The sequence below is a fragment of the Planococcus sp. 1R117A genome (assembly GCF_051417975.1).
Classification (GTDB): domain Bacteria; phylum Bacillota; class Bacilli; order Bacillales_A; family Planococcaceae; genus Planococcus; species Planococcus shenhongbingii.
The window spans coordinates 233,850-258,428 of the sequence record NZ_JBPRLO010000003.1 but is presented as its reverse complement, the minus strand read 5'-3'; the positions used below and the strand labels follow the sequence as shown (position 1 = coordinate 258,428).

28 protein-coding genes are annotated in these 24,579 nt (G+C 42.1%); 25 read left to right on the top strand and 3 right to left on the bottom strand.

The features are described 5' to 3' along the window. The first annotated feature begins 3 nt into the window (after nt 1–3). From mutL to ACSFXN_RS11060, 6 genes are all read left to right on the top strand, one after another. Entirely contained in the window at nt 4–1,866 is a 1,863-nt protein-coding gene (gene mutL / locus ACSFXN_RS11085) for a DNA mismatch repair endonuclease MutL (protein ID WP_437150174.1), read from the top strand. Nucleotides 1,867–1,932: 66 nt separating this feature from the next. After that, nucleotides 1,933–3,594: a glycerol-3-phosphate dehydrogenase/oxidase gene (locus ACSFXN_RS11080; protein ID WP_437150173.1), complete on the top strand. Its 1,662-nt coding sequence runs from the start codon at nt 1,933–1,935 to the stop codon at nt 3,592–3,594. Nucleotides 3,595–3,599: 5 nt separating this feature from the next. Beyond that, nucleotides 3,600–4,511 (top strand): lysophospholipase, encoded by a 912-nt coding sequence (locus ACSFXN_RS11075; protein WP_437150468.1) that lies wholly within the window; start codon nt 3,600–3,602, stop codon nt 4,509–4,511. Further along, the gene (gene miaA / locus ACSFXN_RS11070; protein WP_437150172.1) at nt 4,504–5,445 is read left to right on the top strand and encodes a tRNA (adenosine(37)-N6)-dimethylallyltransferase MiaA; all 942 of its coding nucleotides are present in this window, start codon (nt 4,504–4,506) and stop codon (nt 5,443–5,445) included. The genes ACSFXN_RS11075 and miaA overlap by 8 nt, the downstream gene beginning before the upstream one ends. A gap of 25 nt (nt 5,446–5,470) precedes the next feature. After that, nucleotides 5,471–5,695, top strand: coding sequence for an RNA chaperone Hfq (gene hfq, locus ACSFXN_RS11065; RefSeq protein ID WP_300981176.1), 225 nt, complete (start codon nt 5,471–5,473; stop codon nt 5,693–5,695). A gap of 109 nt (nt 5,696–5,804) precedes the next feature. Beyond that, a complete protein-coding gene (locus ACSFXN_RS11060) occupies nt 5,805–6,104 on the top strand; it encodes a rhodanese-like domain-containing protein (protein ID WP_300989556.1) in 300 nt (99 codons plus the stop codon). 45 nt (nt 6,105–6,149) lie between these two features. Here ACSFXN_RS11060 and ACSFXN_RS11055 read toward each other — a convergent pair whose 3' ends face one another. Next, the gene (locus ACSFXN_RS11055; RefSeq protein WP_437150171.1) at nt 6,150–6,758 is read right to left on the bottom strand and encodes a trimeric intracellular cation channel family protein; all 609 of its coding nucleotides are present in this window, start codon (nt 6,756–6,758) and stop codon (nt 6,150–6,152) included. Between the two features lie 109 nt (nt 6,759–6,867). Here ACSFXN_RS11055 and ACSFXN_RS11050 point away from each other — a divergent pair, with 109 nt between their 5' ends. The 10 genes from ACSFXN_RS11050 (at nt 6,868) to ACSFXN_RS11005 (ending at nt 13,801) form a co-directional block, all read left to right on the top strand. After that, complete coding sequence (locus ACSFXN_RS11050; RefSeq protein ID WP_437150170.1) at nt 6,868–8,100, top strand: aminotransferase class I/II-fold pyridoxal phosphate-dependent enzyme; 1,233 nt, start codon at nt 6,868–6,870, stop codon at nt 8,098–8,100. A 121-nt stretch (nt 8,101–8,221) separates the two neighbouring features. Continuing rightward, entirely contained in the window at nt 8,222–8,605 is a 384-nt protein-coding gene (locus ACSFXN_RS11045) for a MerR family transcriptional regulator (RefSeq protein WP_437150168.1), read from the top strand. A 40-nt stretch (nt 8,606–8,645) separates the two neighbouring features. Beyond that, complete coding sequence (gene glnA / locus ACSFXN_RS11040) at nt 8,646–9,980, top strand: type I glutamate--ammonia ligase (RefSeq protein WP_437150167.1); 1,335 nt, start codon at nt 8,646–8,648, stop codon at nt 9,978–9,980. Between the two features lie 480 nt (nt 9,981–10,460). Further along, the gene (locus ACSFXN_RS11035; RefSeq protein WP_437150166.1) at nt 10,461–10,826 is read left to right on the top strand and encodes a YolD-like family protein; all 366 of its coding nucleotides are present in this window, start codon (nt 10,461–10,463) and stop codon (nt 10,824–10,826) included. Between the two features lie 145 nt (nt 10,827–10,971). Further along, on the top strand, nt 10,972–11,421 hold the full coding sequence (locus ACSFXN_RS11030) for a DUF6376 family protein (protein ID WP_437150165.1): 450 nt from the start codon (nt 10,972–10,974) through the stop codon (nt 11,419–11,421). A 167-nt stretch (nt 11,422–11,588) separates the two neighbouring features. Next, complete coding sequence (locus tag ACSFXN_RS11025; protein ID WP_437150164.1) at nt 11,589–11,813, top strand: hypothetical protein; 225 nt, start codon at nt 11,589–11,591, stop codon at nt 11,811–11,813. A 170-nt stretch (nt 11,814–11,983) separates the two neighbouring features. Next, the gene (locus ACSFXN_RS11020; protein WP_300989548.1) at nt 11,984–12,187 is read left to right on the top strand and encodes a hypothetical protein; all 204 of its coding nucleotides are present in this window, start codon (nt 11,984–11,986) and stop codon (nt 12,185–12,187) included. Nucleotides 12,188–12,320: 133 nt separating this feature from the next. Then, a complete protein-coding gene (locus ACSFXN_RS11015) occupies nt 12,321–12,746 on the top strand; it encodes a hypothetical protein (RefSeq protein WP_437150163.1) in 426 nt (141 codons plus the stop codon). 47 nt (nt 12,747–12,793) lie between these two features. Further along, nucleotides 12,794–12,988, top strand: coding sequence for a hypothetical protein (locus ACSFXN_RS11010; RefSeq protein ID WP_300989546.1), 195 nt, complete (start codon nt 12,794–12,796; stop codon nt 12,986–12,988). Between the two features lie 81 nt (nt 12,989–13,069). Continuing rightward, nucleotides 13,070–13,801: a class I SAM-dependent DNA methyltransferase gene (locus tag ACSFXN_RS11005; protein ID WP_437150162.1), complete on the top strand. Its 732-nt coding sequence runs from the start codon at nt 13,070–13,072 to the stop codon at nt 13,799–13,801. 60 nt (nt 13,802–13,861) lie between these two features. On the opposite strand, the gene lexA is transcribed toward ACSFXN_RS11005, so the two are convergent. Next, nucleotides 13,862–14,482 carry a transcriptional repressor LexA gene (lexA, locus tag ACSFXN_RS11000; RefSeq protein ID WP_437150161.1) on the bottom strand — a complete coding sequence of 207 codons (621 nt, stop codon included), beginning with the start codon at nt 14,480–14,482 and terminating at the stop codon, nt 13,862–13,864. A 166-nt stretch (nt 14,483–14,648) separates the two neighbouring features. Between lexA and yneA the strand changes: the two genes are divergently transcribed. The 9 genes from yneA to ACSFXN_RS10955 all read left to right on the top strand — a co-directional run bounded on the left by yneA (nt 14,649) and on the right by ACSFXN_RS10955 (nt 23,211). Further along, nucleotides 14,649–14,966 (top strand): cell division suppressor protein YneA, encoded by a 318-nt coding sequence (gene yneA / locus ACSFXN_RS10995; RefSeq protein WP_437150160.1) that lies wholly within the window; start codon nt 14,649–14,651, stop codon nt 14,964–14,966. Then, nucleotides 14,963–15,616 carry a YneB family resolvase-like protein gene (locus ACSFXN_RS10990; protein WP_437150159.1) on the top strand — a complete coding sequence of 218 codons (654 nt, stop codon included), beginning with the start codon at nt 14,963–14,965 and terminating at the stop codon, nt 15,614–15,616. Before yneA ends, ACSFXN_RS10990 begins: the two co-directional genes overlap by 4 nt. 57 nt (nt 15,617–15,673) lie before the next feature. Further along, the gene (locus ACSFXN_RS10985; RefSeq protein WP_300989541.1) at nt 15,674–15,907 is read left to right on the top strand and encodes a DUF896 domain-containing protein; all 234 of its coding nucleotides are present in this window, start codon (nt 15,674–15,676) and stop codon (nt 15,905–15,907) included. Nucleotides 15,908–16,154: 247 nt separating this feature from the next. After that, complete coding sequence (tkt, locus tag ACSFXN_RS10980; RefSeq protein ID WP_437150157.1) at nt 16,155–18,158, top strand: transketolase; 2,004 nt, start codon at nt 16,155–16,157, stop codon at nt 18,156–18,158. A gap of 132 nt (nt 18,159–18,290) precedes the next feature. Continuing rightward, a complete protein-coding gene (locus ACSFXN_RS10975) occupies nt 18,291–18,524 on the top strand; it encodes a YneF family protein (protein WP_300989539.1) in 234 nt (77 codons plus the stop codon). Nucleotides 18,525–18,735: 211 nt separating this feature from the next. Beyond that, complete coding sequence (locus ACSFXN_RS10970) at nt 18,736–19,644, top strand: tyrosine-type recombinase/integrase (RefSeq protein ID WP_437150156.1); 909 nt, start codon at nt 18,736–18,738, stop codon at nt 19,642–19,644. A gap of 198 nt (nt 19,645–19,842) precedes the next feature. Continuing rightward, on the top strand, nt 19,843–20,496 hold the full coding sequence (locus ACSFXN_RS10965; protein ID WP_437150155.1) for a helix-turn-helix domain-containing protein: 654 nt from the start codon (nt 19,843–19,845) through the stop codon (nt 20,494–20,496). Between the two features lie 21 nt (nt 20,497–20,517). Continuing rightward, nucleotides 20,518–22,383, top strand: coding sequence for a hypothetical protein (locus ACSFXN_RS10960; RefSeq protein WP_437150154.1), 1,866 nt, complete (start codon nt 20,518–20,520; stop codon nt 22,381–22,383). A gap of 162 nt (nt 22,384–22,545) precedes the next feature. Continuing rightward, nucleotides 22,546–23,211 carry a hypothetical protein gene (locus tag ACSFXN_RS10955; RefSeq protein WP_437150153.1) on the top strand — a complete coding sequence of 222 codons (666 nt, stop codon included), beginning with the start codon at nt 22,546–22,548 and terminating at the stop codon, nt 23,209–23,211. Between the two features lie 435 nt (nt 23,212–23,646). Here ACSFXN_RS10955 and ACSFXN_RS10950 read toward each other — a convergent pair whose 3' ends face one another. Continuing rightward, nucleotides 23,647–24,444 carry a TIR domain-containing protein gene (locus ACSFXN_RS10950; RefSeq protein WP_437150152.1) on the bottom strand — a complete coding sequence of 266 codons (798 nt, stop codon included), beginning with the start codon at nt 24,442–24,444 and terminating at the stop codon, nt 23,647–23,649. Between the last annotated feature and the right edge of the window lie 135 nt (nt 24,445–24,579).

The following is a 24,579-nucleotide window of genomic DNA, read 5'->3' as shown; positions in this document are numbered from 1 at the left end:
GTTATGGGAGTCATTCGATTGATGGATGAACCGTTATCCAATAAAATAGCTGCGGGTGAAGTGGTCGAACGGCCCACTTCCGTCGTCAAAGAATTAGTGGAAAACGCCATTGATGCGGGAAGCACTGCCATTGAAGTTTTGCTGATTGAAGCTGGTCTTACCTCTATCCAAATTATCGATAATGGAGCCGGCATGGATTCGGAGGATGCGTTATTGTCATTTTCGCGCCATGCGACAAGCAAGATTTCCAACGAGCACGATCTGTTCCGGATCCGGACACTCGGTTTCCGCGGAGAAGCCCTTGCCAGTATCGCTTCGGTTTCCAAAGTGACGCTCCACACTTCAAACGGGGAAAGCGGCACCTTTGTCCAACTGGAAGGGGGGCGCTTGATTGAGCACCGGGCGGGTTCGCTGCGAAAAGGCACCGATATCAAAATCGACCAATTGTTCTTTAATACCCCGGCAAGGCTGAAGTATTTGAAAACATTGCAGACGGAGCTCGGCCATTCGATAGATTTGATGAACCGGCTTGCGCTGAGTTATCCGTCCATATCTTTCAAACTGGTCCATGACGGCAAAACCATTTTGCAGACATCCGGCAGCGGAGAAATCAAGCGTGTCATTTCGGACATCTATGGTGTCTCCATTGCCAAGAAAATGATTCCATTTGAAGCGGAGTCGCATGACTATAAAGTATCGGGTTTCACTTCTCTTCCTGAAGTGACCCGTGCCAATAAAAACTATATATCATTATTTGTCAATGGGCGCTGGGTAAAGCATTATGCCATAGCCAACACCGTGCATAGGGCCTACCACACATTCCTGCCTCTTGAGCGGCAACCCATTACGATTCTGAATATTGAAGGCGATCCTTATTTAACGGATGTAAACGTCCATCCAGCCAAGCAGCAAATCCGGTTGAGTAAAGAAAAAGAACTGATGGAATTGATTCATGATACGATTCGGCAAACCATCAGCTCAGCTGTGCGGGCGCCGATTATTGAAAAGCCGAAAGCCCCAAAACAAGTGCCAAGCAGGCAGCTCGATATATGGAAAACTTCCTATACCGTGAAAGAACCTGTGGAACAGCAAACCGCTGGTTCTTTTGCGGAATCTTTACATGCACTAGAAAATCAGCCAAGTATAGCTGGAGATAATATTTATCCGGTTTTAAAAGAAGAACCTCAGCCTGACGGCCAGTTCGAAGATAGAATAGAAGAAGGAATAATGCAAGAAACCGTGGATTTTTCAATCAATGAACCGGCGGAAGACGATAGCCCGCAATTTCCAGAGTTGGAAGTAGTAGGCCAGATCCACGGCACTTATATCGTGGCACAAAGCACTGACGGTTTTTATTTGATTGATCAGCATGCGGCACAGGAACGCATCAAATACGAATTCTTCCGGGAGAAAGTTGGGGAAATTGATGTCAGCGAACTTCAGGCGCTCTTATTGCCTTTGACTTTCCACTACAGCCGTGACGAGGCCATGCGCTTAAAAGATGCTCTCGGTGTATTGGCGGAAAGCGGTGTTTTCTTGGAAGAGTTTGGAGACACGTCGTTCATCGTACGTGAGCACCCAACTTGGTTCCCGGCTGGATTTGAACAGGAAATAGTCGAAGACTTGATTGAACAAGTGCTGAACGATCGCAAGATAGATGTGAAAAAGCTGCGAGAAGACGCAGCAATTATGATGAGCTGCAAACGTTCCATTAAGGCAAACCATCATTTGCAGAAACATGAAATGGAACGTTTATTGGCAGATTTAAAACAAGCGGAACAGCCGTTTACCTGTCCTCATGGACGCCCGGTCATCATTCATTTTAAAACTTATGATGTAGAGAAAATGTTTAAGCGCGTGATGTAACAAGGGAAAGAGATGAGCGTGGGGGAGCAAAAACGGTTTTTTATCTGCAAAAAAGGGGGAAGCGCAATGTTTTCATCAAAACAGCGGCCGATGCAAACGAGCTTGTTATCAGCCCGGAGTTTCGATTTGGTTGTAATAGGAGGCGGCATTACGGGAGCGGGAATCGCACTTGATGCGGTTTCACGCGGCATGTCTGTGGCTTTGATCGAAATGCAGGATTTCGCTGCCGGCACTTCGAGCCGATCGACGAAACTCGTCCACGGCGGTTTGCGTTATTTGAAGCAGTTTGAAGTGAAAATGGTTGCCGAAGTTGGCAAGGAACGCGAAATCGTTTATGAAAATGCTGTACATGTAACTGAACCTCAGCACATGTTGCTGCCATTTCACAAAGGAGGTACGTTCGGTCCATTGACGACTTCCCTCGGACTGCGGTTTTACGATTTTTTGGCAGGCGTCAAAAAAAACGAACGCCGCGTCATGCTTTCAGCAGAAGAAGTTCTCCAAAGAGAGCCTTTGGTCAAAAAGGAAGGCTTAAGAGGAGGCGGCTCTTATGTTGAATACCGTACGGATGATGCCCGGCTGACGCTTGAGGTGTTAAAAAAAGCGGCGGAGCTGGGAGCAGTGTGCATCAACTACGTCCGGGCTTCAGGCTTTCTTTATCACGAAGGAAAAGTTTCAGGCGTTCAGGCCGTCGATATGGTGTCAGGCAAAACAATCCGGATCCAAGGAAAAAAAGTGGTCAATGCCACGGGCCCTTGGGTAGATGAAGTAAGAAGCTTCGATTCTGACGGCAAGGAAAAGCAGCTGCGCTTGACCAAAGGCGTTCACATTGTGGTGGATCAAAGCAAATTCCCTCTTCGCCAAGCTGTTTATTTTGATGCGCCGGATCAGCGGATGATATTTGCGATTCCTCGGGATACCAAAACCTATATCGGCACGACCGATACCTTTTATGAAGAAGATCCAAATGAGCCTTCAGCGACAAAAGAAGACGTAAATTATTTGATTCATGCAGTGGAATCGATGTTTCCAAGTGTTAACTTGTCTCCCGAAGATGTTGAGTCGACATGGGCAGGGCTTCGGCCTCTTATTTTGGAAGAAGGAAAAGACCCTTCAGAAATATCGCGCAAAGATGAAATTTGGGAGTCGGAAAACGGATTGGTGTCGATTGCGGGAGGCAAGCTTACCGGCTACCGGATCATGGCCGAGACGATTGTCGATCTAGTAGCGAAGCGCTTGAAAAAAGAACTAGGCAAGAAATATGGCAAAAGCGTTACGAAAAGTCTGCCTTTGTCTGGCGGTGATTTCGGAGGCTCTGAAAATTTCGCGAAATTTGTTCAGCAAGCGGCGGAGGCATCTGAGCAATACGGCTTGACGCCCGAGCAAGGAAGAATGTTCGCCCAGTTTTTTGGCACCAACGCTTACCGGGTATTTAGCCGTTTTCAGAAGCTTCCGGATGAGATCCAGGAAGGCATCCCTAAAACATTGGCTGCCGTGATTGACTATGCGGTTGAAGAAGAGATGGCTTTGACGCCGGCTGATTTCTTTATCAGAAGAACCGGGGATTTGTATTTCCATATTGATGACGTGGTGCGGTACCAGGAAGCGGTGCTTCACTATATGAGCCGCATATTGGCTTATAGCGAATCACAGCAAAATGAGTACCGCAGCGAGTTGCTGAAGGAATTAGATAAAGCTTCTAGATTCGGAAAGAGGGTGCTCCATTGAACAGAGTGAAGGATTTCATCCGTGCTTCAGACGGACATGAAGTATACTGCGAACTCTATGAACCGAAAGCGCCTATTGCCCATGTGCATATCATCCATGGCATGGCGGAGCATATTGCCCGGTACGAAGAATTTTCACGCTTTTTGGCTTCTAACGGTTTTGCGGTATCCGGCCATGACCAGCGCGGCCATGGCAAAACAGCGGAGCGCAATGGCACTCAAGGTTTTTTTGGAGAAGATAAGGGCTTTGATCGGGTAGTTGATGATGTTCAGGAAGTTATTGAAGCTGTACAAAGTAAGATCGGCAAATTGCCATTGATTTTATTCGGCCATAGCATGGGATCATTTGTTGCTAGGCGCTATATGCAATTACACGGTGACAGCATCAGCCGCGTCGTATTGTCCGGAAGCGGCGGCAACCCAGGGGCTGCCGGCAAGGCGGGCCTTGTGACGGCGTTGATGGCTTCAAAGAGAAAAGGCAAAAACGAGCCAAGTGCGTTGCTGGGTAAATTGACATTCGGCAGTTTTATGAAACAGTTTAAAGGTGAGAAATCTGCCTTTGCCTGGCTAAGCCGGGATGTTTCTGAAGTGGCGAAGTATGAAGCAGATCCCATGTGTGGCTTTCCGACCACTAACCAGTTTTACGTAGATTTGTTCACCGGGCTGGACTTGATCCATAAAAAAGGGGAAGTGGCAAAAATTCGCAAGGATTTGCCTGTGCTATTGATCAGCGGTTCAAATGATCCGGTAGGAGGCAATGGCCAAGGAATTTTCAAAGCAGCCAAGCAGTATGAAGATGCGGGAATGACTGATATAAAAGTCTATCTGGCAGAAGGTGCACGCCACGAACTGCTCCATGAAATTGATAAGGACCAGCATTTTGAAACAATTTTAGAATGGATGTTAGCTTATGATTGACGTATTAGCCATCGTTGGCCCGACTGCTTCAGGAAAAACGGCTTTAAGCCTGGAGCTCGCTTCGCGGTTGGACGGTGAAATCATTAACGGGGATTCGATGCAGGTTTACAAGGAAATGTCGATTGGCACGGCAAAAATCGAGCCGGCGGAAATGCGGGGTATTCCTCATCATCTTTTAGATATCAAAGAACCGGAAGAACCGTTCTCAGTTGCGGAGTACCAAACACTGGTGCGGGAAAAAATCGCAGAAATCAGCTCCCGCGGCAAATTGCCGATCATTGTAGGAGGTTCCGGATTGTATGTTCAGGCTGTCTTATTCGACTACCGCTTTACAGAAGAGCAAGTAGATGAACAGTTGCGTGCGGAGTTGCATGCGGAACTGGAAGAATACGGTCCGCTTCATATGCATGAAAAGCTGATGGCGCTTGATCCGGAAGCGGATATTCATCCGAATAATACGCGCCGGGTCATCCGGGCGATTGAAATCATCAAAAGCGGCCATGAAAAAACCGACCGGAAGTTAGCGCTATCGCCGATGTACAATGAAGTGATCATCGGACTTGATATGCAGCGGGACATCCTTTATGACCGCATCAACCAGCGTGTCGACGATATGGTGGCGCGGGGCTTGCTGGACGAAGTCCGATTGCTTCAGGAACGGGGAATCCGCGATGTACAGTCGATTCAGGCAATCGGCTATAGAGAAATATACGCTTATCTGGACGGGAAATTGGAATGGGCAGAAGCCATCAGTCTGCTCAAGCAAAATTCCCGGAAATATGCCAAACGCCAATTTACTTATTTCAGAAATAAGCTGCCAATTTTCTGGATTGATGCATTAGCTGACCTGGAAAAAAACATTCAGAAAATAGAAGCGTTTATGCAGGAAAAAGAACGGCAGCGTCGAATTGGGATTATAGAAGAACAAATTTAGACTAGAGGTAATGAGGGGGATATTCATGAAGCCAGTAAATATTCAAGACGTTTATTTGAATCAGCTGCGTAAAAATAATATTTTTGTTACGGTCTTTTTACTGAATGGATTCCAATTGAAAGGGACCATTAAATCTTATGATAACTTTACGGTGCTGGTTGAAACAGACGGCAAACAGCAATTGATCTACAAGCATGCAATTTCCACTTTTTCGCCTGCCAAGTCGGTACCGATTGAACACCAGGAATAATTGCATTGCCAGCAGGAGCTTACTCCTGTTGGTTTTTTTATTTGACATCACGTCTTTTGCCGTATAACATTTTCAATTGAAAGCCATTTAAAGCAGGAGGCAACTAACCATGAAGTCCATTACAACCGACGATTTGCTTGAAATAGTAGAAACCGGACAAGAGATTCAGTTGATCGATGTCCGTGAATATGAAGAAGTGGCATATGGCATGGTGCCGGGCGCCAAACATATTCCACTTGGCCAATTGCCGGAGCGCATCGCAGAATTGGAAAGCGCAGAACCCGTCCATGTGATTTGTAAAGCAGGAGGGCGCAGTGCGATGGCTTGCGACTTTTTGGAAGCGAACGGCATGGCAACGGTAAATGTTGAAGGCGGCATGATGAATTGGAACGGCGAAACCATCGCCTAATTGAAAAGGCCGGTCAACTTTGAAAGTTGACCGGCCTTTTTTTAATTATGAAGCTGAATGAATATGGCGCGTCGGCAATCTCCATTTGTATAAATAGGAGAGAATGCGCAATACGGTAATGCAAATGAAGAGTAGATACAAGAGGAGGTCTGAGCGAACCAGATCGAAACTGATGAGAATGCCTGCAATCGCTGCCCAAATTGCATATATTTCAGACCTTAAGACGAGCGGTTTCCGGCCGGCAAGAAGGTCGCGGACCATACCTCCTCCGGAACCGGTCAATACAGCCGCTACTACTACTGCATACACTGGCATTGCTAAATCCACAGCATAAAGCGCGCCTTGAATGGCAAAGGCAGACAATCCGATTGCATCGAAAAAATGGCCCCATCGATTCCATGGACCTAATAACCTATTGGGAAATAAAAATGCAAGTGTGATTGAAGCGAGTGCCAGTTGAAAAAACAACTCCTGTTCCCATAAAGCCGATACCGGCACCCCAATCAATAAATTACGGATTGCTCCTCCTCCGAAAGCTGTAACAACCCCGAGCAGATAAACTCCAAAAATATCATATTCTTCTTCCATTGCTATAATTGCGCCAGATACCGCAAAAGCGATGGTTCCAATAGAACTTAAAACCTCCCACGCCATTTTCAGCACCCTCCTAATTTCTTTAACTGTATGAATTTTAGCAGAATTTGACGCAATTTCAAGTTTAATTGCATAATAAGTAAGTGAGTAAATTAGAATGGAGAATACCATGCAAACTATGATTAGACAAATTGAAGACATTATACAAAATGAATTGCGAAATGCCGATGACATCGCGTTTTTCAACCAGCAGAAAGTTCTGGATGCATTTCACAGCCAAAAAGTCAGTGACCACCATTTCAATCCGTCGACGGGCTATGGCTATGACGATGAAGGGCGAGATACACTGGAGCGGGTGTATGCAGAAGTTTTTAAAGCGGAAGCGGCTCTTGTTCGGCCGCAGATCATTTCCGGAACACACGCCATCACGATTTCCTTATTTGGTGTTTTGCGGCCAGGGGATGAATTATTGTATATTACCGGAAAGCCATATGACACGTTGGATTCTATTGTATCCGGTGGAGAAAAAGATACCGGATCACTGAAAGACTTCGGCATCAGCTACCGGCATGTGCCTTTAACAGCGGCTCATCAAATCGATTGGCAGGCTATTGAGGAGACGGTTCATGCAAAAACGAAAATCATTGCAATCCAGCGGTCCCGCGGGTACGATACACGGCCATCATTCACCGTAGATGAAATTGAAGAAATGGTTAGACGGATTCGCACGTTAAAGCCCGATGCCGTTATTTTTGTTGATAATTGCTACGGGGAATTTGTGGAAGAACGTGAACCGATTGAAGCTGGAGCCGATTTGATTGCCGGCTCGCTGATTAAAAATCCTGGCGGCGGCATGGCGAAAATCGGCGGGTATATCGCAGGGAAAAAAGATTTAGTGGAAAAATGCGGTTACCGCATGACTTCTCCGGGTATAGGAGGTGAGGCGGGGGCATCGTTGAATGCGCTGCCGGATATGTACCAAGGATTTTTTATGGCCCCCCATATTGTATCTCAAGCATTGAAAGGGGCAATTTTTACTTCGGCCTTGCTTGAATCGGCCGGAATGGAAACGACGCCTCATTATGCAGATAAACGGACCGATTTAATCCAGTCTGTGTCCTTTAAAACCGCTGAACAAATGATTGCGTTCTGTCAGACTATTCAAGCGAGTTCTCCAGTCAATGCGCAATTCAAACCGGAACCTGCTTATATGCCAGGATATGAAGATGATGTCATTATGGCTGCTGGAACATTTGTCCAAGGATCAAGTATTGAATTGACAGCGGATGGCCCGATCCGTCCACCCTATACGGCTTTTGTCCAAGGCGGATTAACCTATGAACATGTGAAAATCGCGGTCTTGAACTCAGTAGAAGCTTTAAAAAAAATGAATTTACTTTAAATCGATTCTCGCATCTTAGGATGCGGGAATTTTTCGTGTCAGGAAACCTAACGTATTGTTGACAAATAATCTGACATGAGTTAAACTGAAAGAGTAGTAATAAGTGAAAAGGGTGAAAAAAATGACGAATCGGGTTCGCCGGACGATGCCGCTGCTTCCAATCAGCATTGTTATGCAGCTGACGGAACTAACAGCGCGCCAAATCCGTTACTATGAAGAGCATGAGTTAATCAGCCCTGCCCGTACAGAAGGCAACAAGCGGATGTTCTCATTGAATGACGTGGACACCTTACTGGAGATCAAAGACTATTTAGACCAAGGACTCAATATGGCAGGCATTAAGAAAATCTTTGCGATGAAAGTGCAGCCGCAAGCTGAGCAGGTCAAACCGCAAACCATCAGTGACGCTGAATTGCGTCGGATTATGCGCGAAGAATTCATGAGCTTAAAAGCGTATGACAGAGGCGGAAATCGCCAAGCGGATTTATCCCGTTTCTTTCATTGAAACGGGTTACATAAACAATTCATAGGAGAGTGAAGAGAACATGGGGAAAATTACTAAAGAAGACATTAAACGATTAGTGAAAGAAGAAGAAGTAAACTTTATCCGTCTGCAATTCACCGATATCCTGGGAATCATTAAAAACGTTGAAATTCCGACATCTCAATTGGACAAAGCACTTGACAATAAAATGATGTTTGACGGTTCTTCCATTGATGGCTTTGTGCGCATCGAAGAATCGGATATGTACTTATTCCCGGATTTGGATACTTGGGTCGTATTCCCATGGATCACCGGGAAAGGAAAAGTCGCCCGCTTGATCTGTGATATTTACCGTGCGGATGGCACTCCGTTTGAAGGAGACCCACGCAATAACTTAAAACGTGTCCTTAAAGAAATGGAAGAGTTAGGATTCACGCATTTCAACCTTGGGCCAGAACCGGAATTCTTCTTGTTCAAATTGGATGAGCGCGGCGAACCATCGCTTGAACTAAACGACAACGGCGGATATTTTGACTTGGCTCCAATGGACCTTGGGGAAAACTGCCGCCGCGACATCGTATTGGAATTGGAAGAAATGGGCTTTGAAATCGAAGCTTCCCACCACGAAGTGGCTCCAGGACAGCATGAAATCGACTTTAAATATGCAGATGCGATTAAAGCTTGCGATGATATCCAAACATTCAAATTGGTTGTTAAGACCATTGCACGTAAACACGGCCTTCATGCGACATTCATGCCGAAACCGTTATTCGGTGTCAGTGGTTCAGGTATGCACATGAACGTGTCCCTTTTCAAAGGCAATGAAAATGCATTCCTTGATGAAGACGGCGACATGAAATTGAGCGAAACGGCTTATCAATTCATGGCTGGAATTCTTGAACATGCAAAAGGTTTCACTGCTGTCACTAACCCGACAGTAAACTCATACAAACGATTGGTGCCTGGTTACGAAGCACCTTGCTACATCGCTTGGTCAGGCCAAAATCGCAGTCCTTTAGTGCGTATTCCGGCTTCACGTGGATTGTCTACCCGTGTTGAAGTGCGTTCAGTCGATCCTTCGGCGAATCCTTACTTGGCAATGGCAGTATTGCTTGGTGCAGGCCTTGACGGCATCAAGAAAAAAATGACGCCGCCAAAAGCGGTAGACCGCAATATTTACGCAATGAACAGAAAAGAACGCGAAGCGGTGGGCATCGAGGATCTACCGCCAACATTATATTCAGCTCTACAAGAGCTTCAAAAAGACGAAGTGATGACCAAAGCACTTGGTGAACACATCCTTAACAACTTTGTAGAAGCGAAAGAAATTGAATGGGATATGTTCCGCATTGCTGTACACCCATGGGAACGCGAACAATATCTGAAGATGTATTAATAAAAGGCAAAACCGCTGGAACCTTAAGGCTCCAGCGGTTTTTTGTGTTGTATTGAAAGACGGCAAATTGGGCAAGTTCAGAGATACCACCAATTATTGACCAAGGAAATTTAAAAACGCTCCATGTATTCATCAAATTTTTACATGGATTGTTCTTTCGTTTTCTTAAAAAAGTGGTTATAAATGTCGGCGGTGATCTGATAATGTGCATGGCTCAAACGTTCACTGACATACTTCGTGCCGGCATGGAAAGAATGAGTCGAAGAGGAACCCAAATGGCTCTTTCAAATAAGTTCGGCATTACCGAAAGAAACCAGAGACTATCAAAAGAATGAAAGTGGTTTGATCAACAAGCTGAAAACATGTAATTGAAAGCCCTCATCCCGGGAATAGGCCGAAGATTTATATTTTTCTTGTAATAAGAACTAATGTTCTGTATAATGTAATTCAACAAAGAGATATGACAGGAGGGTGAAGGTTATGGTACTACTAAATAGAGAGCTGAAGCAAGCAGGCAATCCAATAGGCAAAAGAAATATCAAATGGCAGGGATTAAAGATGTCCGAGCATATGAAATTCTTAAGCGAATGGTACGCAGAAGATAAACAGGAAAAGAGACCGGAATTAGATGAAAAGGCAAAACATTTAATCCAGGAGGAATTGACGAGTGCGCTAATACGCAAATGCCAAGTTCGGATGCAATTGTGGAAAAACCATGACCTTCATTACCATGTCGGGAGAATAGTGGAAATGGATCCTCAGACGAGAACAATCGTCTTCGACGAACCTTTTGGAATGAAGCGATTGCCAATTGATGAAATTGTCAAGATAATGCCAGTAGACTAAATGATAAATCCCGCCGGAACCTCAGGGCTCCGGCGGTTTTTCGATTGCCTTGAACAGCACAAAGCAAGTGGACCAATTTTTAGGAAGTTGTTTTCGTCCGTGCTATACTGATACCACCAATAAAGCATTACATGGAGGACAATCGATGAAGAAAACATATATGGTATTACTACTGATGGTAAGCGGTATGTTGCTTAGCGGCTGTTCTGCTCTTGAAGGCGTCAGCAATACACTGAATTACGCAACTGAAGCATCGGAATATGCCAATGAGGCGAGTGCTTTTGCGAAAGAAGTGCCTGATTTGGCAAAACAGGCAGTCAACGACGAACAGGCGGCCCAAGAACTCGAAACACGGCTGGAGGAAATGAAAGCGAAAATTGAGGAGTTCAATAAACTCGAGGCACCTAAAATTGGTGCGGATCTCCATCAGCAAGTGGTCAATCAGAACAATCGGGCGATTGAAGGGATCGATTTATACTTAGAGAATATTGAAAATGGAAAACTGGATTCAGAGGTGCTGAAGAATACGGAAGCATTTAAATCGCTTCAGGAAATCACCAGCATTGTAGAGCAAATCAAACAGCTGGGGAACTAACGAAGAATTCCGGTCAAAGGCCGCCCGCATTCACCTGCTGGCGGTCTTTTCATAGGAAAAAGAAAGCAATGACTTTTTAACTGAATTCCTGTAAATACTGTCTTTACATAAAATTTTAAAGGATTATGCATAGTTGCTGAAGAAATTTTAAAGGAGGAGGTGAGAGTGTGAAGAAATTCGTCATCCAGTACTTTTTGGAAAAAGGCCTTACTGTAGAAAGAACGGTAGAAGCGGAGTCAAGAGAAGGTGTGGCCACCATGGCTCTTTCTGAAAGCATCGTCCAGTATGAGGACGTTTTTGGAGAACTGAATATTTTTAATAAAGCAGACGTTAAATTGGTGAAAGTTAAAGATTATACAGAGCCGGTCACCACTTCTAGAAGAGGCGGTTAAGAAAGATGCCAAAGAATTTTATGTTGATTGGGAAAAGCTCTTGAACGGGAAAAGATTATTTTCCTGAAATAAGGGTATATATAAACTAGATAGCCTTTACCTCTATTTAATAATTCGTACTGAATTTTCTATGGCAAACGCTGCCAAGAGAATTTTGTGGGGGTGATTAAATGAAAAAGGTACAAGGAGTAAAGAGTTTACTGAGGTACCTCGAAGCAGCGGATTATCCGATGACTGAAGAGCGGGTGCAAGAATACATGGCCCAACGGAAGATTCCGCATAACCAGTCTTATGGCGATACGATTTTTTTTGATTTAAGCCATATTGATTGGTGGATAGCAGAACAGCGGAAACTGGAGAACAAAAATAATTAAGTTTTAACAACACCCTGAAGCCGGATCCTTTTCAAGAAAAGAATTCGGGTTCGGGGTATTGTCTTGCCTAAAAAAGTAACTTTCTTGGATGGCGGACGTCTTAATGACGAGAACGAAATTGGAGGAACCCTGGATGAAGATACTTAAGGTTTTAATTGTACTGCTTATCGTATTATTCCTTGGAGCGATTGGTGTGTATTATTTCGGCACTAATATGGCTTCAGAAAAAATTGTAGACGAAGCAACAGAAAAACTGGACACCAGCGGGCAAATGGAAAATATACAGTCGTATGTGGAAGATGATCCTGAATTGTCAGGTTACATCGAAGAAGCAAAGGTGGCTGACGAAAGTTCCTTGCCATTCAACTCAACCGGACAGGCAACACGGGTATTGATCCAAAAAGTTGGGCTGACGGAATTGAACAATATTAAGAGTGGTGTCGAAAATGGAACCATGTCTCATCAGGAAGCCATTCAAAAACTGGAACAGAACCTGACGGAAGAAGAGATGCTGGCATTGAAAGTCATCGCCTATAAAGAGATCTACGGAAAACAATAAACGCTATCTATGGTAAACTGGAGAAAGTATACAGAGGAGGTCAGTGAATGAAAACATTTCAAGTAGAATTCTATTTTGACCAGGGGAATACAATTGTCCTATCTGTACAGGCAACAGATAAAGAAGCTGCTTTAGGTAAAATTCCTTCAAACGGAACTTACGATGTAATAGATGAAGCAAGCGGGAAAATCTATCGCATCACCATTAATCTTGTCAAATATATCGTAGTCAACGCATCTTGATAAAACAAGCATCGCTCTCGCAGCGAATGCTTTTTTTATACCTAAAAATAAGGGAGCTTTCAGACAAGGGGATGAAGAAAAGTGGAATTCAAAGGCGCTAGTGCGTATGATCAGAAAGATTTTTTAAATCAGTATCTACAAAGGAGAAGCCGGGAAGAAAGCCCGAATAATGCGATTGAAAAACCGATGATCATGGAACTGCTGGGAGAGCTAGAAGGGAAAAACATACTGGACTTGGGATGCGGAGATGGCAGCTTTGGGAAAGAGCTGCATACGGCTGGAGCAAAGAGTTATACGGGTGTCGAAGGTTCTGCGCAGATGGCTACAATGGCGAAAAATAACCTGAAAGGCACCAATAGCAGCATTCTCCAAGAAGCGATGGAAACTTATGCGTTTTCTCCGAATAAATTTGATCTCGTGACTTCCCGCTTTGCCATTCATTATGTTGCTGATATAAAAGAGCTGTTTATAAAAGTGCATCAATCCTTAAAAGAAAATGGCAAGTTTGTCTTTAGCGTGCAGCACCCACTGACAACTTCTTCTTTTATCAGCAAAAAAGAAGGCGAACGAAAAGGCAATTGGATTGTGGATGATTATTTTAACACAGGCGAACGAAAAGAGCCGTGGATTGATAAAATCGTCGTAAAGCATCACCGGACCACCGAGCAATATTTTAGCTCTCTCACAGAGGCAGGCTTTAATGTGGTCTCGCTGCGTGAAGGCGAACCGAAACGGGAAAATTTCAGGAATGAGGAAGAGTACCAGCGGCGCAAAAGAATTCCTATTATGCTGGCGTTTTCCTGTGAAAAATAAAAGTGGAAAAAGAGGTTCATTCATAGAAAAAACGCTGAGAATTTTTTCTCAGCGTTTTAATTAAAGGATTTGGCGATAAACGCCAACCACTTTGCCTAAAATAGAGACTTGATCGACGATGATCGGATTCATCGAGGAATTTTCAGGCTGTAAGCGGAAATAATTATCTTCTTTGAAAAAGCGTTTCACTGTTGCTTCGTCATCAGCGGTCATGGCAACTACAATATCTCCATTGTTAGCTGTCTGCTGCTGTCTCACTACCACGTAATCTCCGTTCAAAATACCTGCTTCAATCATACTTTCACCCATAATTTCAAGCATGAAAATATGGTCATCTTCAGTACCGTAGGATTGAGGAAGCGGGAAGTATTCTTCAACATTTTCAATGGCAGTAATCGGCACCCCTGCAGTAACTTTACCAATTAACGGAACATGCAACACGGGGTTTCTTTCAATTAACGCATCTTCTGTGCTTATAATTTCAATTGCTCTTGGTTTAGTTGGGTCTCGGCGGATCAATCCTTTGCTTTCCAAACGGGCCAGATGGCCGTGGACAGTCGAACTGGAGGCCAGGCCAACTGCTTCTCCGATTTCACGAACGGAAGGCGGATAACCTTTAGCACGAACTTCATCTTTTATGAATGTCAAAATATCTTCTTGGCGTTTCGATACTTTTTTCAACAGTTTCACCTCTTTTTAGTTGTTCAGTATGTTTTTCTACCCATAGTATACCAACTTGGGATATGAAATGCAAACATAGGTTCGAATTTCTTTGTTGACAAAAACACCTGTTCGCATTAATATAAGAACATACATTCCGAACACACATTCCTAGGAGGCGGTTCATATGACAATCATTCAAAAAAACTCTTATTTTACAGCATTATTTACCCTTATACTTGTATTTTCAATTTTTTCGGTAATCATCCATAACAATGAGAAAACACAAATGAGCCATGTTCAAATTGAAGAAGGCGATACTTTGTGGACTTTAGCGGAAGCATTCAGTGGAGACACCCCTCATCAGCAATGGATTGATGAAATTATGAAGGAAAACGGATTAACTACTGCTAAAATCGTTGCGGGCCAATCACTCAAGATTCCCAGCGACCAACTCAAATACACCCCTGATGAAACCATCAAGCTGGCAGGTGACGCAGAATGAAAAAAACTGCGTTAATTTATTGCCGGGTCAGCACCACGAAAGATACACAGGAAACTTCGCTCGAAAGGCAAGAAGAAGAGCTGCTGAAATTTGCATTTGAACAAGGATATATCGTCGATCAAATATTTTTCGATCAGCATAGCGGCTATGAAATGGACCGTGAAGGCTTATTGGAAATGTTGAACTGCATAAAGACCGAAAAAATAGATGCTGTTTTTATCCAGGATGAAACCCGTCTTGGACGAGGGCATGCCCGCATCGCTCTTTTGCATGTCATGAAAAAATACGGCGTTGAAGTCTACACTTTATCTGACCAAGGACCGATTGCCTTGAATGATATGGATGATATGGTGCTGGAAATTTTAGCGATCGTCGAAGAATACCAGCGGAAAATACATAACGCCAAAATTAAACGAGGCATGAAACGTGCAGTTGAAAACGGCTATAAACCCGAAAAGAATTTGAAAGGGAAAGGCAATCCGGAAGGACGGGAGCGCCTTGATTTGCCAATCGACCAAATCGTAAGCCTGAAAGAAAACGGACTGACATTCCATGAGATTGCAGTTACTTTGCAGGGATTCGGCTACCAGGCGAGCAAAGCGACTGTCCATCGCCGCTATAAAGAATTTGAACAGATGAAACAGGGCTAATATATTGCAGAAACCCATCTTCTTTTGTACGATATGTAAGTAGAAAGGTGGGATTTGATGTTATCACCCGATAAATTAAATCGAATTAATGAATTATCACGTAAATCCAAAAGAGCAGGACTGTCGATAGAAGAAGCGAAAGAACAATCTTTATTGCGCCAAGAATACTTGCAGACATTCCGGAAAACGATGCGCGGAACCATTGAAAATGTAAAAGTGATCGATCCGAATGGCGACGATGTAACGCCAGAAAAAATTAAGAATATCCGGGAGAACAAGTATTTAAATTAATACTTGTTCTCTTTTTCGTTGTGTCCTGACTCCAACGCCCAGCTCTTCGGGACATAAACCAGCCCAATTGCGTGTCAATAACCACTACTCCATTGGTCCGTCTTGTGCCTGTCAAAGCTGAGTAGGCACTCCTGCATTTCTTATTTCGGGCTAAAACGGGCGTTTATGCTTTTTTTATTTGTATTCTTTTCTATTGTTGACTACACTAGAAAGGGATGAAATTTTGTTCTAGAGAGGATGTTTTTTTATGTCAAACCATGCAGATCAACTTGCAGTGACTACGATTCGCACACTTTCCATCGATGCTATCGAGAAAGCTAATTCCGGGCATCCTGGATTGCCAATGGGAGCAGCTCCTATGGCTTATACATTATGGACGAAACATATGCACCATAATCCTAAAAATCCTAAATGGTTCAACCGTGACCGTTTCGTATTATCAGCTGGACACGGTTCAATGCTTTTATACAGCTTGCTTCATTTGAGCGGATATGGACTTACATTGGATGAAATCAAAAACTTCCGCCAATGGGATTCGAAAACTCCGGGACACCCTGAATACGGGCATACAGAAGGCGTTGAAGCGACTACAGGACCACTCGGCCAAGGAATTGGGATGGCAGTAGGAATGGCTATGGCAGAACGCCATTTAGCGGCTACATACAATAAAGAAAACTTGAATATTGTTGATCATCATACATTCGCTTTATGCGGAGACGGTGACTTGATGGAAGGCGTTGCCGGCGAAGCGATTTCACTGGCTGGCCATTTGAAATTAAATAAATTGGTCGTACTTTATGACAGCAATGACATCTCATTAGATGGCGATCTTCACATGAGCTTCTCCGAAGACATTAAGAAACGCTTCGAGTCTTATGGCTGGAATTATTTGCGTGTTGAAGACGGCAACGAAATGGACGATTTGTCTGAGAAAATTGCGCAAGCGAAACAGTCATCTGATAAACCGACAATCATCGAAGTGAAAACTGTCATCGGATACGGAGCTCCAAACAAGTCCGGTAAAGCGGATGCGCACGGTGCACCACTTGGCGAAGCTGAAATGAAGCTGGTGAAAGAATACTACGAGTGGACCTTCGACCAGGATTTCCACGTGCCGGAAGAAGTATACGAAACGTTCAAACAAGCAACTGAAGAACTTGGCGGCAACGCTGAAGCGGCATGGAACGAGTTGTATGCTGAGTACGAAGCGCAGCATCCTGACCTGGCTGCACAGCTTCAAAAAGCAATCAAAGGAGAACTTCCAGAGAACTTCGATGCCGACTTCCCAACTTATGAAGTTGGCAAAAAGCAAGCCACTCGCGCTTCTTCAGGCGATATGGTCAACGCTATCGCGAAAGCTGTTCCTTCATTCTTTGGAGGCAGTGCAGACCTTGCCGGATCAAACAAAACAAACATCAAAGGCGGAGGCGACTTTGACGCTGAAAATCCAACCGGGCGCAATATCTGGTTTGGGGTACGCGAATTTGCAATGGGAACTGCCTTAAACGGTATGGCGCTTCACGGCGGCCTGCATGTGTTCGGCGGGACATTCTTCGTATTCAGTGACTATGTACGCCCTGCAATCCGTTTGGCGGCATTGATGGGCCTTCCTGTAACTTTTGTCTTCACTCATGACAGTGTAGCGGTAGGAGAAGATGGACCAACTCACGAACCAGTCGAGCATTTGGCTTCGTTGCGCGCTATGCCGAATTTGAGCGTTGTCCGCCCTGCGGATGCAAATGAAACAAAAGCGGCTTGGAGATTGGCCTTGACTGCGAAAACGGCTCCAACTTTATTGGTTCTTTCACGCCAAGACCTGCCTGTGCTTGAGCACACGAATGACTTGGCAGCAAGCGGAGTTGAAAAAGGAGCTTATGTGGTTTCGCCTGCAGAAAACCCGCAAGCTTTGCTATTGGCAACCGGTTCTGAAGTGAGCCTTGCGGTAGCAGCTCAAAAACAATTGGCTGACGAAGGAATTTCGGTTTCTGTTGTATCGATGCCGTCTTGGGATCGTTTCGAAAAACAAGACAAAGAATACAAGCAGTCGGTTATTCCGAAAACAGTCAAAAAACGGTTGGCAATTGAAATGGGTACTTCATTTGGCTGGGAACGCTACACAGGCGATGAAGGCGATATCCTTTCAATCGACCGCTTTGGCGCCAGCGCACCAGGCGAGCGCATCATGAAAGAATTCGGCTTCACACCAGAAAATGTTGTGGCTAAAGTCAAGAATTTAATCAACGAACAATAAAATGCCATAAAAGCGGAAGCTGTAAGATGCTTCCGCTTTTATTATTTTGATCTTATGGTCATGTGCACGATTTTATAGTATAATCCATTGTGGTGCACTACTTATTTATGCAACGCGAAGGAGGTAACATGAATGGCTACTTGGATCTGGATCGTAATCGTTATCGTGGCGTTGATCGCAGGTGTTGCGCTTGGCTTTTTCATCGCTCGTCAATATATGATGAAGTATTTGAAAGACAATCCACCGATTAATGAAGAAATGCTGCGCATTATGATGATGCAAATGGGACAAAAACCGTCTCAGAAAAAAATCAACCAAATGATGGCTCAAATGAATAAAGCTTCTAATAAACCGGCTAAAAAATAAAAAGCACTCTTTTGGAGTGCTATCAAGGGTTTCTAGCCTAAACAATAATGAGTGAAAGATAGTAAGTGGTTATTATGACAAGGAAAAATCTGCAACAAACCTGTAGACTGAATTTTTCCTTGGGATTTTTATAACCGCTGCTTAATCCTTCATTCTTTACTGAACAAACCACTTTTTCTGTTGAAACTTAACCAGAGAGGTGGTTTTTTCTATGGAATTAGAAGATGTGCTAAAGGAATATTTATATCACTGTGAAGCAAAAGGATTTACGACAAAGACCATGATTAACAAGCGGCAGGAATTGAAGCAGGTGAAGGAGTTTTTAATTCAAAAGAGAGCAATTACAGAGTTGGAAAGTGTAACGACATATGACTTGAAGGCTTATGTAAGGTTAAAACAGATTGGCGGGTTACAACCGCAAAGTATTGACTCAATGTTTAAGATTATACGAGCATTTTTTAGCTGGTGTGTAAAAGAAGAATATCTACAGATTAACGTTGCAAGCAAAGTAGAGACACCTAAAGTCCCTAGGAAGGTATTAAAGGGTTTTACCATACAAGAAGTCCATGCAATGATTGACTCGTTTTCTTATAAATCTTATTTGGAAGTCAGAAACAAAGCGATGATTGCAATGTTAGCCGATACAGGTATTAGAGCAATGGAAATAAGAGGGATAGAATCTCTCAATGTAAAAGAAGCAACCATTCTAGTTAATGGGAAAGGAAACAAAGAACGAATAGTTTTCATTAGCCCAGTTCTAAAGAGAATATTAATCAAGTATGAGCGTATGAAAAAGCAGTATTTTAAAGATAAAGATGTTACTACCAATTATTTTCTATCTTATACAGGGTCAGGACTTTCGCATGTAGCATTAGACAGTGTTGTTAAAGAAGCTGGTAAGCGAGCGGCTATAACAGGGAAAAGGGTGTCTCCGCATACCTTTAGACACTTCTATGCAGTTACATGTTTAAACGAAGGTAAGATGGATGTGTACAGTCTATCACGCCTCCTAGGGCATTCTGACATCTCTGTAACGCAACGATATTTGCAATCAATGAATGATGAGCAGCTCCTAACTAAGGCTATAAACGCGAGTCCTTTAATGGGGAAAAGACTGTAAGGAGGAACTATATTAAAAAGCAAATCTAACCTTCAAATGGTTAGATTTTTTTAATTTTTATAATAGGTAAGTAGCTTATTGAGAGGTAGAAAAAAACGGGTAGTGACTCAACTTGACTCAATAATTGAGTCGTGTTATAGTTTATAAAGACCTCAAATACAGGGTCTTTAAATGAAGTGTGAAAAGGAGGTGTCAATAATGAAAGGCTTAGAATACATAGTCAAAGAATTTAAAATGGATTATAAAGAAGTTGCAAAAAGTCTCGGTATTACCACATCAACTATTAATGATTGGGTAAATAAAAACAAGAAGATACCAGATAAACGCTTAGACCAACTTGCAGATTTATTCTCTTGTTCTAAGACTTATTTTCAAAAGGAATTAACTTTTGAAGAAATGGCAGAAGTACGGATACAGTATCTTAGAAGTATATCTATTAAGCAAACTGAACCTGTCACTGACGAGAACGGGAGAATGGTAGGTTACTATGAAAAAGAAAGCTATGAAGAGGAAATACAATTTTTAAAAAGCTTAATCCAGGAGAAAGAAAAACAAAATTACATTAGAAATACTGTCGAATCCCTGATGGCAGACGAATCAATTTTTAATAAAGAAGAATCGTTAAATATAGAAGAAATTAACAACTCTTCGCATATAGATTTATCGGATACAGAAACCTTGAGTAGAGTAATGAAAGTTATGTCTGACAAAAATCTTATAGATAGGTTCAAAGTGATTATGTATATCCTAAACATTGACGAAGAACTATTGGATTTGCCGTTAACAGCAGTAGCAAAGAAGTATAAAGATTTTGCTGAGGGATTTGCTGAACTATTGAAAAATACAAAATAAAATAATAAGGAAGGATAAAGAATGAAGTTAATGTTAGACGTAAAAGAGTTTGTTAAAAAACCGGAAGGAAATGTAAGCGGTCTTATCAATAACAGGATAATAAAATATCCTGTAGATATTTCACTAGAAGAACTAGCGAAAAATATAGTGAAAGGGAAGACATTTACCCCAGCGTACTTTCGAGAAAATAGAGGGGAAGTGATGAGGCAAAAACCCTACTGGTATTCTCAGCAAATAATTGCATTAGATTTTGATAGTGGAATGACTTTGGAAGAAGCGGTTGATTTGTTTAAAGATAAAGCCGTATTCATTTACAAAACCTTTTCACATACAGAACTGCAACACAAATTTCGAGTAGTATTTGCCTTAGACAAACCGACGTACAGTATAGAAGCAGTAGAAGGATTATTGAATCGGTTACTTATCGCATATCCAGCAGCAGACAAACAGTGCAAAGATTGCACCAGATTGTTCTATGGTGGAACAGAGATTATCGAATTGAATTACAACAATCGGATTAAAATAACGGATTTTGATGATGGGGTTTCTTGCAGGACAAAAGAAAGTAAACTTATATATCCTGTCAAAAACCCAAAACAACCAAAAGCAGCCCAAGCACCAAAATCAAGCAGTAAAAAGAACATAGCTCAAAACATAGAATTGATTAGACATAAAAATCTTAGTGAATTACATAGAAGAATTAACGCAGAACCGAAAGTCGTGCATAACAACTTTGAAATGACGGATTATTTAAAGCAACAGGATTTACGCCTCTATCTAGGGATTGAAAGCAGTGGGAGTTTTATAGATATATTTCATGATGAATCGAATCCGAGTGCAGGAATTTTCGCCTCAAACAAAAATAACGGACATCAACTGTATAAGTGTCACTCAGATAGCCATTCTTTTGTCGGTACAATCTTCCATATTACACAAGCCTTGTTAGGATATTCAGTAGGGGAAGTCAGAAAATTTCTGATGGAATTGTATCGAATTGAGCTGGTGGAGAATGAAACACAAAAAGGATTACGGGATGAGATTGACTTTTACAAGGAGCTTTTGCAATCCGAAGACTTAGAAGAATTGTATCCGAACTTTTACAGGTTGTTTTCCAGATATGACTATTTACAGGATTTGTACGTGTTGCTTGATTTAGTGAAGGAGCATCTTCCAGCTGGAGATGACCCAAGGTTGCTTTTTCATCATTCCATCGAAACCATCGCGAAGAAATTCAACAGAAGCACCAGTGCCACACATACAAGAATCAACTTGTTCTCGTTTTTCAAGTTAGTTACGAAGCTTGAATCTCATGAAGTCCCGTTGCAATTATTTGAAATTCAACAGGCAAGTAAGCGGAAGAAAAGACATAAATACCGAAACTCCACATATGAACTGCCGCTCCGAGACTATGATTTTTTTAGGGAACTGGATGACATGAGCCGCATTTGGATGGAGAAAGGCTGCACCACAAATTCAGTCAATTATGAAGGTATCTTACGGAATTTCGGGGTAGAAGAAGCTGACAGATGTTTTCCTCAAGATAAAGGCAGGACTATCACTCCGCTAAGTGAGGAGGTGACCAGAGTTATTACGTTGAATGCCCTGAAATTGATTAAAGACTATGGTTTTACGACCGAACAAGAAATTTTAGATAATGTCGCCTTGTACTTTAAGGGACAACAAAAATTTAAGAAGAAGCAATTCAGAATCTGTCTGGGCGAGTTAATAGACGGCTATGACCTAGAACGCATTCGGTTAAATAAGCAATTGAAAACCGAGCTAAACATAGATGGCGATGGATTCGGCTATATCATTCGAAAAAGACAGTACATAGAGAGCATTGAAGAACCACTAAAGAGTTGTAAGGATTCTGGAATTCTGGATTAACTTTAGGTGAAACACAAAAACACAAACCCATATGATGGGGAACGTAAATTTAATCGAGAATTTCAAGAGTGAACGAATGAAAAATTGAGATTAAAATCAGAAAGGAAAATAACGTATATAAAGGTTGGATTATCTTTAGATATTAAAAAAGGAATGGAGAGAATGGCAAAAAGAAAGCACCATCTAGAAGGACAAAAATTTAAAAATTTTACAGCGTTAGAACTGAGTGAAGAAAAGTCTAAGCGTGGAACAAGGAAGTGGAGATGTCAGTGTATCTGTGGAAATATCCGTTTCATTCTAGCTTCAGAGTTAAAGAGAGAAAAGGGACAGAAAAGTTGTGGGTGTATCAGTCGCCAAAATATGAGAGAAGAAAGAACAACTCATGGCATGTCAAAAACCCTATTATACGGACGATGGGTAGGTATGAAAGCTAGGTGCTTGAATCCTAAAAGCACTAACTATAAAGATTATGGAGGACGGGGTATTAAAATTTGTGAGGCATGGTTAAAGTTCGAGGGATTCATGGAATGGTCTTTAGCCAATGGATATAATGACGAGTTAAGCATTGATAGAATCAATGGGGAAGGCAACTACGAACCAGAAAATTGTCGGTGGACTACTAAAGAAGTGCAATCAAATAATAGGCGTACATCAACAATATTGAGTTATAAGGGAGAGAACTTGCCGATTAAATTGTGGGCAGAAAGGACGGGTATTGCTAGAGGAACTCTAGCAGCTAGGGTGAGAGTGGGGTGGAGTATTGAGGACTCACTTAGCATACCCACAGATAAAAAGAACAAGGGTTTTCGACAGGATAAAAGAGCGTGAACTTATATATCCTGTCAAAAACCTTTGAAATTCGAAAACAGTATCCTTAGATAAAATTGAAGTTTTAAACACTTAATATCAAATGACCCGCCTTTGTTTGTTATGGAAAGACGCCTGACAATATAAGAGAGAAGGAGTTGCTAATGAGTGATGAATTGAAATAGACGGAATTGAAAAGCTAATCTGTTATGTAAGCGTCCAATAGTCCACACGTTGTTTCTTAGAAAAGAAAATGCCTTTCCGATTTTTTGTCGGAAAGGCATTTTTTATTTTTTCTTTTGGATATAGCACTCTTTTGAAGTTCCTTCGACCAAGGCATAAGATGGTCAATCTCCAGTTCCCCGTCATGTCGAGCTGCGGAAGTTCTTCGAAAAGAAATTGAAGGTAGAAAAAGGACTTATGGCATGTGAATAGCATAAGTCCTAGAATAACAGGCTATCTAACCAATTTATAGTTTATTTCATATCCACTAGCTTCCATTTCATCGGCTATTTGAGTTTTCCATGCACCATTTTCGTATTTAACATAGACAACACCTGAAATATCGTTAGGTAATTCAAGGTCTTCACCTTTATGTAGTGCAACAACATTTGAACGACCTAGTTTAGCGATAAAGAAACCATGTTCAAAAACAACATTTTGTCTAGCTCTACTGTTAAGTTTTTCAGATAATTTCGATTTACCTTCATCACATGGAGTATATAGAATGATAGCAAAACCCACATCGGAGTTTTTCTCTATTTTCTCAATGATTGTATTTCCTGCATTAGCTTTCTCGTGAAGTATCACGGCTTCAAGACCTAACTTTTCTACAAATCGTGCAACTTCATTTTTTAAACCATCATCATGACCATGGACAATAAAAACCTTTTTACTTTTTATAGGTTCAGTTATTTCTGTATTTGTGGGTAAAGTTGGAGTAGTGGAGGAAAACTCTTCGTCCAACTCAATTTCTTTTAAAGCCCCGTTCAATATACTTAACACAGAAGTCTGTCCTCTCTGAAAACTATTAATATATAGATGAGTATTGTCTCCACTACTTAGAAAGGAAGGGGAAAATCTAACTTTTTTGAACTTTTCAATATGAATTGATTTTTCACCAAAAATTTTAGTTAGAACTACTTCTCCTGTAGCTTGAAAATCTGAAAGTTTGGATGACTTTTTTTGATAAGTTATACTCTCCATCTCTTCAATTAGATTAATTATAAGTTCCTTTTTTCTAAAAAAATCCATTTTACTTTAACCCCCATATCGACATTTTCTTTAAGTTGTAAATTCTATCCATATTGAAATCATAACATTGTATCATTTTTTAGTTGGATAAAAGAACGGTTTTAACCATTTAAAGGTGTGGGGCCACCACAATCC